The 14972-nt window shown below is 46.0% G+C and carries 10 protein-coding genes; 3 read left to right on the forward strand and 7 right to left on the reverse strand.

The window, feature by feature from the left end; all coding sequences use genetic code 11:
* Positions 1-14 precede the first annotated feature (14 nt).
* From BHV73_RS12005 to pelA, 3 genes are all read left to right on the forward strand, one after another.
* Positions 15-3047: an efflux RND transporter permease subunit gene (locus BHV73_RS12005; RefSeq protein WP_286738420.1), complete on the forward strand. Its 3033-nt coding sequence runs from the start codon at positions 15-17 to the stop codon at positions 3045-3047.
* The gene (locus tag BHV73_RS12010) at positions 3044-4369 is read left to right on the forward strand and encodes a TolC family protein (protein ID WP_009122917.1); all 1326 of its coding nucleotides are present in this window, start codon (positions 3044-3046) and stop codon (positions 4367-4369) included. Before BHV73_RS12005 ends, BHV73_RS12010 begins: the two co-directional genes overlap by 4 nt.
* A gap of 103 nt (positions 4370-4472) precedes the next feature.
* Positions 4473-5579: a pectate lyase gene (gene pelA, locus BHV73_RS12015; RefSeq protein ID WP_009122916.1), complete on the forward strand. Its 1107-nt coding sequence runs from the start codon at positions 4473-4475 to the stop codon at positions 5577-5579.
* Between the two features lie 6 nt (positions 5580-5585).
* On the opposite strand, the gene BHV73_RS12020 is transcribed toward pelA, so the two are convergent.
* The 7 genes from BHV73_RS12020 to BHV73_RS12050 form a co-directional block, all read right to left on the reverse strand.
* A complete protein-coding gene (locus BHV73_RS12020; protein ID WP_009122915.1) occupies positions 5586-6743 on the reverse strand; it encodes an acyltransferase in 1158 nt (385 codons plus the stop codon).
* Positions 6744-6900: 157 nt separating this feature from the next.
* The gene (locus tag BHV73_RS12025; protein WP_286738421.1) at positions 6901-8541 is read right to left on the reverse strand and encodes a fumarate hydratase; all 1641 of its coding nucleotides are present in this window, start codon (positions 8539-8541) and stop codon (positions 6901-6903) included.
* Positions 8542-8656: 115 nt separating this feature from the next.
* Positions 8657-10642: a DUF4954 family protein gene (locus BHV73_RS12030; RefSeq protein WP_009122912.1), complete on the reverse strand. Its 1986-nt coding sequence runs from the start codon at positions 10640-10642 to the stop codon at positions 8657-8659.
* A gap of 113 nt (positions 10643-10755) precedes the next feature.
* Positions 10756-12015 (reverse strand): GTPase HflX, encoded by a 1260-nt coding sequence (gene hflX, locus BHV73_RS12035; protein WP_009122911.1) that lies wholly within the window; start codon positions 12013-12015, stop codon positions 10756-10758.
* Positions 12016-12130: 115 nt separating this feature from the next.
* Positions 12131-12634, reverse strand: coding sequence for a lipid-binding protein (locus tag BHV73_RS12040; RefSeq protein WP_087412408.1), 504 nt, complete (start codon positions 12632-12634; stop codon positions 12131-12133).
* 19 nt (positions 12635-12653) lie between these two features.
* Complete coding sequence (locus BHV73_RS12045) at positions 12654-13448, reverse strand: BT_2262 family domain-containing protein (RefSeq protein WP_009122908.1); 795 nt, start codon at positions 13446-13448, stop codon at positions 12654-12656.
* Positions 13449-13483: 35 nt separating this feature from the next.
* Positions 13484-14959 carry a SusD/RagB family nutrient-binding outer membrane lipoprotein gene (locus tag BHV73_RS12050; RefSeq protein ID WP_009122907.1) on the reverse strand — a complete coding sequence of 492 codons (1476 nt, stop codon included), beginning with the start codon at positions 14957-14959 and terminating at the stop codon, positions 13484-13486.
* Positions 14960-14972 lie beyond the last annotated feature (13 nt).

Here is a 14972-nt window from a genome sequence, read left to right on the forward strand (position 1 = left end):
TTATACTTCTTATCATGAATATATCTGAATTAAGCATACGGAGACCGGTACTCTCCACCGTATTGACACTGATTATCCTGCTTTTCGGTTTCATCGGGTACAACTACCTCGGTGTCCGCGAGTATCCGTCAGTGGATAATCCTATTATCTCCGTATCCTGTTCCTATCCCGGAGCAAACGCCGACGTTATCGAAAATCAGATTACAGAACCGCTGGAGCAGAATATCAACGGTATTCCGGGGATCCGTTCCCTCTCCAGCGTCAGCCAGCAGGGTTCATCACGTATTACGGTAGAGTTCGAGCTTTCCGTCGACTTGGAAACGGCCGCCAATGACGTACGTGACAAAGTTTCGCGCGCCCAGCGTTATTTACCCCGCGACTGCGACCCGCCAACCGTATCCAAAGCCGACGCGGATGCTACTCCTATCCTCATGGTGGCTTTGCAAAGCGACAAGCGTTCGTTGCTGGAACTTAGCGAGATAGCAGACCTCACGGTCAAAGAACAGTTACAAACCATTTCCGATGTAAGCAGCGTAAGCATTTGGGGAGAGAAACGTTATTCCATGCGTTTGTGGCTCGACCCCATTAAGATGTCCGGTTACGGTATCACTCCTATCGACGTAAAGAATGCGGTAGACAATGAGAATGTGGAACTTCCTTCGGGCAGTATCGAAGGAAATACCATCGAACTGACGATTCGCACGCTCGGCCTGATGCATACGGCAGAGGAATTCAATAACCTCATCCTGAAAGAAGACGGCAACCGTATCGTCCGGTTCAGCGACATAGGCCGCGCCGAACTTGGCCCGGCAGACATCAAAAGTTATATGAAGATGAACGGTGTGCCTATGGTGGGTATCGTAGTGATTCCGCAACCGGGCGCCAATCATATCCAGATTGCCGACGCCGTGTACGAACGTATGGAGAAGATGCAGAAAGACCTGCCGGAAGATGTGCATTACTCGTACGGTTTCGATAATACCAAATTCATCCGTGCCTCCATCAATGAAGTAAAGCAGACGGTGTACGAAGCGTTCATCCTCGTAATCATCATCATCTTCCTGTTCCTGCGCGACTGGCGTGTGACCCTCGTTCCCTGTATCGTAATTCCCGTCTCATTGATCGGAGCTTTCTTTGTGATGTACCTGGCAGGATTTTCCATCAACGTACTCTCCATGCTGGCCATTGTGCTTGCCGTGGGACTTGTGGTGGACGATGCCATTGTTATGACGGAGAATATCTATGTCCGTATTGAAAAGGGAATGCCCCCGAAAGAGGCAGGTATCGAAGGAGCCAAAGAAATCTTCTTTGCCGTAATCTCCACCACCATTACGCTGGTAGCGGTGTTTTTCCCTATCGTATTTATGGACGGTACGACAGGACGTCTGTTCCGTGAATTCAGTATCGTAGTATCCGGTTCGGTTATCATCTCCTCTTTTGCCGCGTTGACTTTTACACCGATGTTGGCTACCAAACTGTTGATAAAAAGAGAAAAGCAAAGCTGGTTCTATCGTAAAACCGAACCTTTCTTCGAAGGGATGAACAACGTTTACAGCCGCTCTTTGGCCGCTTTCCTGCGGAAACGCTGGATTGCACTGCCGTTTACGGCGTTAACCATTATCATTATCGGTTTTCTTTGGAACTATATCCCCGCGGAAATGTCACCGCTGGAAGACCGTTCGCAAATCAGCATCAATACGCGTGGTGCCGAAGGCGTCACCTACGAATATATCCGTGACTACACAGAAGATATCAACCAGCTGGTCGATTCTATCGTGCCCGATGCGGAAGCGGTGACCGCCCGTGTATCCAGCGGTAGCGGTAACGTGCGCATTACTTTGAAAGACATGCAGGACCGTGACTATACGCAAATGGAAGTAGCGGAAAAGCTATCGAAAGCGGTACAGAAAAAAACGATGGCCCGTTCTTTCGTGCAGCAGTCTTCCTCGTTCGGCGGACGACGCGGCGGCATGCCCGTACAGTACGTACTGCAAGCTACCAACATTGAGAAATTGCAAGAGGTACTTCCCAAGTTCATGGCGAAAGTATACGAGAATCCGGTGTTCCAAATGGCGGATGTGGACTTGAAGTTCAGTAAACCAGAAGCCCGTATCAACATCAATCGTGACAAAGCAAGTATCATGGGAGTCAGCACCCGTAACATTGCCCAAACACTGCAATACGGTTTAAGCGGCCAGCGCATGGGTTACTTCTATATGAACGGCAAGCAATACGAGATATTGGGAGAAATCAACCGTCAACAGCGTAACAAGCCTGCCGACCTGAAAGGCATTTATATCCGTAGCGACAAGGGGGATATGGTACAGCTCGACAACCTTATAGAACTGACAAACGGCATCGCTCCGCCTAAGTTGTATCGCTACAACCGTTTCGTATCCGCCACTATCTCCGCCGGGCTTGCCGATGGCAAGACTATCGGACAAGGTTTGGACGAAATGGACAAGATAGCTAAAGAAACATTGGACGACACTTTCCGCACCGCCCTCACCGGTGACTCAAAAGAGTACCGTGAGAGCTCTTCCAGTCTGATGTTCGCTTTCATTCTGGCAATCCTGCTTATCTACCTGATTCTGGCCGCCCAGTTCGAAAGTTTCAAAGACCCGCTGATTATCATGCTGACGGTGCCCCTTGCCATTGCCGGCGCACTGATATTCATGTATTTCGGAGACATCACAATGAATATATTCAGCCAAATCGGTATCATCATGCTGATTGGTCTGGTGGCAAAGAACGGTATCCTTATCGTAGAGTTCGCCAATCAGAAGCAGGAAACCGGCGAGGACAAGATGCAAGCCATCAAAGATGCCGCTCTGCAACGCCTACGCCCCATCTTGATGACAAGCGCCTCTACCGTACTGGGACTGATACCGTTGGCATTCGCCACAGGTGAAGGATGTAACCAACGTATCGCCATGGGTACGGCCGTAGTAGGCGGTATGCTTGTGTCCACACTGCTCACGATGTATATCGTCCCCGCTATTTATAGTTATGTATCTACCAACCGAAGTAAACTAAAGAACGAATGAAACGTACGATTTTATCTTTCTTAATCATTCTGTGCGCCACGCTTGCCGTTCAGGCACAGCCCGCGCCTATCTATACCCTGAAGTCTTGTCTGGAACAGGGGCTGTTGAACAACTATTCCCTGCGTATCACCCGTAACGAACAGCAAGTAAGCAAGAACAACGCCACCCTTGCCAATGCCGGCTACCTGCCTACCCTGGACTTATCTGCCGGTTATAAAGGTACTTTGGATAATACCGAAACAAAGCTGCGCGCCACCGGTGAAACAACCAAAGAGAACGGTGTGTTCGACCAGACCGTCGATGCCGGCATTAACCTGAGCTGGACTATCTTCGACGGCTTCAATATCACCGCCAACTACCAGAAACTGAAAGAGCTGGAACGACAAGGCGAAACCAATACCCGTATCGCCATCGAAGATTTGATAGCCAATATTGCAGCCGAATATTACAATTATGTACAGCACACAATCCGCCTGAAGAACTTCCGCTATGCCGTATCGCTCTCCAAAGAACGTCTGCGTATCGTAGAGGAGCGTTATCATATCGGAAACTTCTCCCGCCTGGACTACCAGCAGGCTAAAGTAGACTTCAATGCCGACAGTGCGCAATACATGAAACAACAGGAGTTATTGCATACCTCACGCATCCAGCTGAACGAATTAATGGCACACGAAGATGTAGACCGCCCTTTCATCGTTGAAGACAGCCTCATCAATGTCAGCGCCAAACTGAATTTCGAGGAACTTTGGAACGCCACTCTCCAAGCCAATGCATCTTTACTGAAAGCTGAACAGAACAATACTTTGGCACGACTGGATTATAAAAAAGCCAGTTCCCGCGACTACCCGTACGTGAAGATGAATGGCGGCTACGGCTATACCCTCAACAAATATGATATTTCCGCCAACAGCCGTCGTAGCAACCTCGGACTGAACGTAGGCGTCACCGTAGGCTTCAATCTCTTTGACGGCAACCGTCGCCGCGAACTCCGGAATGCACGTATCGCAGTGCAAAACGCCCGTCTGGAACGGGAACAGTTGGAACAAGCCTTGCGCGCCGACCTGAGTAACCTGTGGCAAGCCTATCAGAACAACCTCCAAATGCTGAACCTGGAACGTCAGAACCTTGTTGCAGCCAAAGAAAACCATGAGATTGCCATGGAACGATATATGCTCGGTAACCTCTCCGGTATTGAAATGCGTGAAGCGCAAAAGAGCCTGCTGGATGCCGAAGAACGTATCTTATCGGCGGAATATGACACCAAACTATGCGAAATATCCTTGCTGCAAATCAGTGGAAGAGTGGAACAATATTTAGAGTAAATACATAAATCACAATATTTACTCTCTTAAAAACAAATATTACTATTCTCTCTTTAGAGTTTTCCCTACTTTTGTTCGCAAAGAAACTCAAAACTTCAATAGTATGAAACGAACATTTCTCTTCTGCGCATTGCTCGCCCTTCTCACCGGAGCCAATGCGCAGGAAACAACCGATTACAAGGAAAAACATCCCTACAAGGATTGGGTGAAGATAGCTCCCAAACTGGATGACGCTTTCTTCACCACTCCCGAAGCCATTCGCATTGCCGACAATGTACTGCTCTACCAACAAACGACCGGCGGCTGGCCCAAGAACATCTATATGCCCGCCGAACTGACGGCCGATGAGTATAAGAAAGCCCTCGCCGCGAAAGATAACGTCAACCAGAGTACCATCGACAATAATGCCACGAGTACGGAAATCCGTTACCTTTCCCGGGTTTATCTGGCCACCGATATAGAGAAATACAAAGAGGCCGCTTTAGAAGGTATACGTTACATACTGAAAGCGCAATACCCCAACGGCGGTTGGCCTCAATTCTGGCCGCGTCCCAAAGGCTATTATACCCACATCACCTACAACGACAACGCAATGGTAAACGTCATGAACCTGCTACGTGATGTTTACAACAAGAAAGCCCCGTACACCTATGTACCGGATACTCTTTGCCAACGCGCCCGTGCCGCATTCGACAAAGGTGTGGAGTGTATCCTTAATACTCAGGTGAAGCAAAACGGCAAACTGACAGTGTGGTGCGCCCAGCATGACGAACACACCCTCGCCCCCGCCAAGGCCCGTGCCTACGAACTTCCCTCACTCAGCGGGGCCGAATCGGACAACATCGTCCTACTGTTGATGTCCATCCCCGATCCGTCACCCGAAATCATCGCTTCCGTGGAAGCAGCCATCGCATGGTTCAAGGCAAACAAGATAACAGGTATCATGCGTGAGAATTTCACTAATAGCGAAGGCCAAAAAGACTACCGGATGATTCCATGCCCGCAGGACGATTATCCTTGTCCCGTACTTTGGGCGCGTTTCTACACTCTCGAAGACAACCGTCCTTTCTTCTGCGACCGAGACGGCGTGAAGAAGTACGATATCTCCGAGATAGGCTATGAACGCCGTAATGGATACAGCTGGTACAACAATGCCGGACTGAAAGTGCTGAAAAAGTACGAGCAGTGGAAAAAGCGGATAGGTAATTAAGCATACCTATCCCAACACCCATTTCGTATTCTTCCCGAAACAGCGATAAGCCATCGCTACCAGAAACCAGGATACACAGAATGCCACCACTGCCGCACAAGGTATCTGCAAAGGAATGGGAATATGGATAGCGCGCATCAGTACCACACTCGGTCCGGTAAAGAAATAATGTATCATATACACACCGAAACCGCAAAGAGTCAGATTGGCCAGCGCTCGTCTGACTCTTTCCGATTTAATATTTGCCCGTTTACACAGTACGAATACGGGAACAGTCATCATGACTACATTCAGCGAGCAATATGTAAAGTACAATTCCAGCATTTCATCCGTGAAGTCCGGTAACGAAGTCATGTGACAAAACCCCAGGAAGGTCACCGCATACCCCGCTACAAACATCGGTATACCGATAAATGCCAGTTGTCTTCCGCTCCAATCATGGTTACGCAAATAATGCCCCAGCAACAGGTAACCGTTGAAACCGGCAAAGTAGTACAACATTCCGAACGCATTCCACGAACAACCGCCCCAAAGATATTCCGATACGTACTCATTATAATAAGGTAGTAATAAAGTCACTCCCCACGCCGCAAGAAACCAGAGTTTGGCACGTTCCGACGCCTTTTCCACCCATGCCGAGAATATCGGCAAATATAAGTAAAGGCCGATCAGCAAGTATATGTACCACATATGTACGGCAAGCAGCGAGAAATTAAGGGGTATTTGAGCGATATATCCCATGCTCACTGCAAAAGATTGGCGCATGACATCCTCGCCCGAGTAAGGGAAGAAATCAAGAATGACTTCCGGGTTCAGCCCTAACAGTCCCGTTATCCAAGGAAAGAAATTATATATCAGCGACCAGATAATAAACGGGAAGAATACGCGGGGAATACGTTTCTTATAAAATACGGATGCTTCTCCACGTACCGGCAACAGCAACGCGCCGGTAATCATTACGAATAGCGGTACGCAGGGGCGAAGCACCGCGCCATAGGCGGCTCCCCAAAACTTAATGCTTTCGATGTCGGGCGACGTACCCGGAAAGAAATTGAAAGGGTCTGCGCTGTGGCAGCAAACTACGGTAAACATAGCTACCAATCGGGCTACATCGAGCCATACAATGTGTTGTCCTGCTTTGGATTGTGTAAGTGTTTGTTCCATGTTATCAGATATTTGTGTTTGAAAGCGTAAAGATAGAAAATGTACCAAAATACAGCAGCCTTTTTCCATATATATTTTTGACAGGAAACTCATCAAACACAAACAGAGCCGCTGAAGTTTCCCTCGGCGGCTCTGTCTTTATTTAATCTTGCGGCACTTATTTACTGCAATTCCAGGGTTTCAGTTGTTTAAAGAAGTCATTACCCTTATCATCCACCAGGATAAATGCGGGGAAATCTTCCACTTCAATCTTCCAGATAGCCTCCATACCGATTTCGGGATATTCCACACACTCGATACTCTTGATATTATTCTGTGCCAAGATGGCGGCAGGACCGCCGATAGAACCGAGATAGAAGCCGCCATACTTCTTGCAGGCATCCGTAACCTGCTGGCTACGATTACCTTTGGCAAGCATAATCATACTTCCGCCATGGCTTTGGAAAAGGTCCACATACGGGTCCATACGTCCGGCAGTTGTCGGCCCCATTGAACCACACGCCATTCCCTGCGGAGTTTTGGCAGGACCGGCATAGTAGATAGGATGGTCTTTGATGTATTGCGGCAAATCTTCACCGCGATCCAAACGTTCTTTCAACTTGGCATGAGCGATGTCACGACCTACGATGATAGTACCGTTCAGAGACAGACGGGTAGAAACCGGATACTTGGTCAGCTCCTTCAGGATATTTTCCATCGGTTGGTTCAAATCGATCTTCACTACATCACCCTCACCAGCTTTACGGAGTTCGGCAGGAATCAGCTCACCCGGATTGCTGTCGAGTTTTTCAATCCAAATACCCTCTTTGTTGATTTTACATTTAATGTTACGGTCGGCAGAACAGGACACGCCCAGACCTACCGGACAGGAAGCACCGTGACGCGGTAAACGAATGATACGTACATCATGAGCCAGATATTTACCGCCGAACTGTGCGCCAAGACCAATCTTGTGAGCTTCCGCCAATACCTGTTTCTCCAATTCCACATCACGGAAAGCACGACCGAACTCATTGCCGGCGGTAGGCAGGTTATCGTAGAAGTGAGTGGAAGCCAACTTCACCGTCAGCAAGTTCTTCTCGGCAGAAGTACCACCGATAACGAATGCAATGTGATAGGGCGGACAAGCAGCCGTACCCAATGTCTTTATCTTTTCGATAAGGAACGGAACCAGCGTTTCAGGATTCAGGATAGCTTTCGTTTCTTGATAGAGATATGTTTTATTGGCAGAACCGCCACCCTTAGTAACGCAAAGAAACTCATACTCCATGCCTTCAGTAGCTTCAATATCAATCTGCGCCGGAAGATTGCACTTCGTATTCACTTCGTCGTACATATTGAGAGGGGCGTTCTGAGAATAACGCAGATTCTCTTCCGTATATGTTTTATAGACACCGAGCGAGAGGGCTTCTTCATCACAATAGCCCGTCCACACTTGTTGTCCTTTTTCACCGTGGATGATAGCCGTACCCGTATCCTGGCAGAAGGGCAGCACACCCTTAGAGGCAACTTCGGCATTACGCAGGAAAGTCAAAGCCACATACTTATCGTTGTCACTTGCTTCAGGGTCACTCAAAATCTTAGCAACTTGTTCGTTGTGCGAACGACGCAACATAAACGAAACGTCACGGAAAGCCGCATTAGCCATTGCGGTCAGACCCTCTTTTTCAATCTTCAGGATGGGTTTTCCTTCAAACTCGCTTACGGACACGTAGTCTTTTGTAAGCAGATAATACTCAGTTGTATCCTTACCCTTCTCGAACATGGGCTGATACTTGAACGGAGGTGTTGTTGCCATAATTACTTGTTCATTTAATATTTAAAAGTGATTCGTGACACAAAGGTAACAACTATTATTGAAATATTTCTTTAATTAGGGTGAAAACTTATAGGCACAACCATCTTGCCATTACTTAACGTACGTGTCGCATGCGCCCTATCAATTCATCGCCCAACGCCGTCTTTACTTCGATATGTTTCAACACGGCAGTTACAAACGGATTACTTTCAAAATCACCGCGCACTTGCTCAAAGTCAAGTTCTTTTTCAAGACGTGAGCCATCGGCTCCGAACCCGGTCATAGAAGCCAAAGAAAATTCTTTCTTGGCATCTTCATAGACCATACGGTCTAGACCGACAACAGACTCTTTCCACTTTTCTACGATGTGTATAATGTCTTCCGCCGTAATATTTTCGGGATTGATACCGTAAAATTCTTCCAGTTTGTCGTACGCCCATGTCCACTCGTAAGTGTAGTAGTTCTGATGCATCCGTTCAAATTCCGCATTGATGTTTTTCAATCGGTTGACCACCCCGGACTCAATGCCGTCTATTAATGCGTCAATTTCGCTTTTAGGAGCTATCAATCCGGAAATATCCACCCACTCCCCGCTACCGATAGAGGTATCGGGCTTAAGGCGGGTGCGTATCTCTTCATTACTTCTGAAATTGATACCTTCCAAACGCTTGATTACGGAATTACCAAGGAATTTGTGAATAGCGATTTCATAAAAGCGAATACCTTTTACCAATGCTGAATTGCGAATCTTGGCACTATGGAAAGAATAGATATCGGATAATTCACCCGAAGCATAACGCAGGTTCTTCAATGTCTCCCGCCCCTTGAACATCTTTTGTACAGTATACGGACTCAAAAGGTTGTAGTTAATGAAGTCCAGCTTATTGGTATCGGTACGCTGGTCACGCTTAGGCCATTTCTGGGCATCACGGATAGTACCTACGCTACGCAGATTGACACCCGGAACAAGATAGGTCGTATTGTTCTGCTCTATCAGATAAGAGAACGGCAAGTTGGAAGTATCGGAATGGTTGACGTGACGACCCATAACGAGAGAGAAAGCCCCCACCCTTGCAGGCCACAGAATATAAGAATCGGAAGTGGTCTTAGCGCCGCGTTCCAACGTTCCCTGGTGAATAGGGCCGAGCTTGTACATGTGATTACTCTGATTGGAACCGGAACCGGCATTCATAAAGGAGAACATACCGGCTATAAGCAAAGTGGATTTGTGGTGCGTCACCGTATAAGGTCCGGCAAAGATGGCACATGCTTCACCGTTTTCTCCCTGACAATTACTGAAGAACAAGGAATCCGAAGCAGAATAGTTATGCCCCAGTTTGCAAGCCTGCCCTACAAAACAACGGGTAAGCATAGCACCGTCGTCCACACGCGAACCGGATGATATAATAAAGTTATCGCAAATAACGCCGTGACCGATATGTACAGGAGCTATCTCATTACTGTTGACGCTTCCGTTGTACAGACGGCACGTACCGCAAATGTGGCAATAGTCACCGATACGCACATTCTTGATAGAACCGGTGTTGAGTATCATGACATGATTACCGATAGAACCGACAGTAGAAGCATGCTTATTGGAATAGAAATCTGTTATTTCCTTCATCCGTGCAATCAGCTCCGGACGATGGCGGTAAAGCGCCATGATATAAGCTTGATGAGCGGAAAGTTTATCACTGATAAGAACCTCACGGCCACCCGTTTCGTTCAGAACGGATACCTCTACACCATTACCAAATTTAGATAACCCGTCTACAAGAATGATATCCACATTCTCAATGAAAGTATCATGTCCGATTTCATAATTGGCAATGTAGTTCTGAATATTCTCAATGCAGCAGTTATCGCCCACCGTTACATTGTGAAGCGTTACATGCCGCAAACCGGAATGTTTCTTTATTCCACCCGGTAAGGTAAATTCCGAATGGAATATCCCCAAACGCACCTCGCCCGAGAAGCGGGTATGATGCACAAATTCCGTTGAAAACTCTTCAGCAACGGTTACCTTCCCCCAATCATCCGCCAGACACGACTGGCTCTTTAACCGGAGCACTTCGTCTTCGGTCAAGTTTCTGTAAGTCATAACACCTAAATTAAGAATGAAGAATTAAGAATGAAGAATCCGGCTGCGCCGTGTCGTGCAGACATCATTCCGCACGGTAATTCTTCACTCTTCATTCTTAACTCTTCATTAAATTAAACCTCTTCTTCTTCGTAGGTCTGATAAAGAAAATCGTTATAGGGGTACTTTTGCACGTGCAGTTCTTTTACACGCTGATAAACCACACTCTTCAATTCCTCTACATTGACTCGTTCACGGGCAGAGATAAAGAGACAGTTGTCTTCCATCTTTGCCATCCATGTCTTCATCAGTTCTTCGAGCGTTAAGTTTTCTTTGGTTCTGGGGGTAAGGTCGTCTTCCGCTTTCGCCACATAGGTGTAAGCGTCTATTTTATTAAATACAAGTATCATGGGTTTACCGGATGCACCGATGTCCGCCAATGTCTTGTTTACCACTTCTATCTGCTCTTCAAAGTCGGGATGTGAAATATCTACGATGTGCAGCAACAAATCGGCTTCGCGCACTTCGTCCAAAGTAGATTTAAAAGAATCTACCAAGTCGGTCGGCAATTTACGGATAAAACCAACCGTATCTGACAAAAGGAACGGCAGGTTCTCGATGATAACTTTACGTACCGTAGTATCCAACGTAGCAAAGAGCTTATTCTCCGCAAATACTTCGCTCTTGGAAAGCAACGTCATCAAAGTAGATTTGCCTACATTGGTATATCCTACCAATGCTACACGAATAAGACGACCGCGATTCTTACGCTGGGTTGCCTTTTGCTTATCAATCTCCGCCAAACGTTCTTTCAGTAATGACATGCGGTTTAAGATGATACGACGGTCCATCTCCAACTGTGTTTCACCCGGACCGCGCAAACCTACGGAACCTTTACCGCCACCCGCACCTGAACCACCTCCCTGACGTTCCAAGTGAGTCCACAAACGTTGCAGACGGGGAAGCATGTATTTATACTGCGCCAGTTCAACCTGAGTTTTCGCATTGGCAGTCTGTGCACGCATGGCAAAAATGTCGAGAATGAGTGAGGTACGGTCTAATATCTTTATTTTCAACTCAGCCTCAATATTACGTATCTGCTTTGCCGAGAGCTCATCATCGAAAATCACCATACCGATTTCACGTTCGGCTTCTTCTTCGTTACGGATATATTCTTTTATTTCTTCCAGCTTACCCTTTCCGACATATGTCACAGAGTTTGCCTGGTCTAACTTCTGAGTAAATCGTTTCACCACTTCCGCCCCGGCTGTCTCAGCCAAGAATGCCAGTTCATCGAGGTATTCGTTCGTCTTGCGCTCATCCTGAGTTTTCGTGATAAGACCTACCAATACTGCGGTTTCGACCTGTGCTTCGGAAATTACAAATTCTTTCATTCTATTTTATACCTTATTATATATGTATACCTTTATTATATGTGGCGGCAAATATAACAAAAAAAAAGAGGACAATGTTGCGTTGTCCTCCTTTTCGTATTCTCTAGTTTCAAAATTACTCATCTTCAGCAAAGCCTGTACGACGGAAACCCGCGATTTTATAGGTATCGTCTCCCTGCACATTTACAAAGAAAACAATACTATCCGCCGGCATTCCGCTCGGAGTAGTGGCCTCGCCTTCCAAAACCTTACCGTCTGTAATGCTCAGTGTTATCTTGGGCGCTCCCCAATTAGCTTCATTGACAGCAATAGACGTTTCTGCCATTTCGAACGTACGACCTGCATAGTTAGTAGTAACTTTCAATGCAGTATTCAGCAGATAGCCTTCTTTCAACCACATCTCGGTAGGAACATTAGCGGCAGTATTATAGGTGTTCAATTCCACCGTACCGCCCAATACATCTTCCCATTCTCCTTGAGCATTTTTCTGCTCCCATGTTACATACCATGTTCCTGCCATCTTTTCTACGGCAGTACCGCCCGCTTCTACATCCGTTTCTTCGCAACCTGTCAGCGAGAAGGAAAGAACGGCAAACAATAACATCAAATATTTTTTCATATACGTATTCCTTTTATATTTATTCTACTGGTTTATCCAACACTATATTAAATAACATTCCCTGATATTCAATAGACCATTTCAATATGCCCGGATAAATATCATCAGCCGGAGTTACATCCGGATTATAAGTGATACCGGATAATTCATCATACATTCCACCAAAAGCAGAAGTTCCTCCTGATACGATAGTAAATGCAGGGTCAGTATTGCTCTTCATGCTGACATAAGCAGGCATAGCATACGCAGCACCGTATCCACGGCCTTGATCGTAGTAACCGCCCATCATATCCGAGATATGGAAAATACCCGGAGCAATCTTTTCAATGACAACAGAGAAATTACTTGAGAAAGGTTCCGGAGTATCCCACACATAATTACCACCGTCATCTGTCATATCTTCACCTTCATCGTTTGTTTGAGGCATTTGGCGATTAGAGTCCAAACTGGTAGAATACGTACCGGATATATCGGTAGTGATGGCAGGGTCATAAACGGCAACCATTCTTGTAATCTCACTGCTATACCCGTCTACGTTTGTAGCTGAATATGTAATGAAATATACACCGGCCTTGCTGACGTCTACTTTATCCGCACCGGTAGTTACAATCGTAGAAGTAATATCCTTGCCCTGCTCTTTAGCAATTACACCCGGCTCTACATAAGGGGTACCTAATTCAACCGTCATAATCTCGTCTCCGTTCATCTCAAAATCCACATAGTAAGTGATGAATGACGGGTCTTGTGTTGATTCATCGCAAGAAACCATCACAAGCGATAAACAAACAAATAAACTATATATTATCTTTTTCATATCTTTCTTTTATTATAAATATGTGATTGATACGCTTAATTCTTATCCCACCAAACAGGATCAGTCAACTTCATACCTGTAGGAGTATTTTTATTCAGCTGACTTGCACTATAAGAAGGATACAGACGCTTAATCATATTCTGACCGCCCAACGCATTAGTCATCGGAGCAATTAAATCACCGGCCTCATACCCTGAAATATCACCACTTGCCATATCGGCAGCCGATTTAGATGACAGTTTCGGACAATCCGTGCGACGAATTTCCGACCAAGCCTCCATATGATCCATATAGCAAAGAGCAACCCACTTTTGCATATAAATAAGTTTCAATTTAGCATCAGTAGTTGTAGCCGAAGCCCAACTAACAGTAGTAGTATATAATGCATCCGCTCCGGTCAAGCCACGTGCGGCGAAGTCGGCTTCGATACCGGCTTCATAAGCAGCTTTTGCTTTGGCATCATCATTGATGAAACGGATATATACCTCCGCTATCAAGAACTGAAGCTCACTTTGAGTAAAGAAATAGACCGGTTTTGTAGCATAATACTGCATACCGCTATAATCTTTATTAAATTTACTTCCTTTCAGATTATTCTTGACTCCCGGAATTTCACCCTCATACTTCTTGGTAGCTTTTGCTTCCTTAAAACTATAAGCCAAACGTTCGATATCATTTGTCTGACTCATATACGCAATGATAGGATATGAAGCACAATGATTGTTAGCCAGACTGATGTTATTCTGTCCATACCAAGGATTATACTTGGATGTTTCATTGGCATACACATCAAATTTCACATCACCGGAAAAGAATTGATTGGCAGTAACGAGAGATTTTACTTTTTCCGTATATCCGGCAACATCCACACCCGCATCAATAAATCGAAGATACATACGCAAACGAAGAGCATTGGCAAAACCAACCCATTGGGATACATTCTTATTGAGCAGCAAATCCGTACAAGTCATTGCAGACTCCCCAAGCTCTTTTTCAGCTTCTTCCATTTCTGCCAAAACACCTTCATATATGGCTTGGCCGCCATCCCATTTAGGCATTGGATTTTCACTACCCATCAAAGCTTCACTGTAAGGAGCCTGATCCATATTATCCACTAATAACTGGAAGCTGAATGCACGCAATACAGACACGGCAAAACGGTCGGCCGGAGTTACATCTTCACTTTCGCTAATAGTTTTCAAATCTTCCAAAGCACCTGCATATAATTGGGTATAAGCACGGTCTATAATCTGAGAAGAAGGATTTATATCATATTCAATCAATGCATCATATTGCTGAGCTTCCGGCATTTGCTCGTAGTACTGAGCAAAGAAACCGGCATAATTGTACATAGCATTACCTACCGTCCATGCAATAACATTTTCCGCAGCAGGAAGTATCATATCCGGTGTTACATCACTCGGTGCATCCGGATCCGTATTAATATCAAGGTTGCAGCTCGTAAACCCTATGAGCAACGAGGAAGCAAATATCATCAGTTTCTTTTTCATATTCGTTTCTGTT

Source organism: Bacteroides sp. 44_46 (assembly GCF_001915465.1).
Classification (GTDB): Bacteria; Bacteroidota; Bacteroidia; order Bacteroidales; family Bacteroidaceae; genus Bacteroides; species Bacteroides clarus.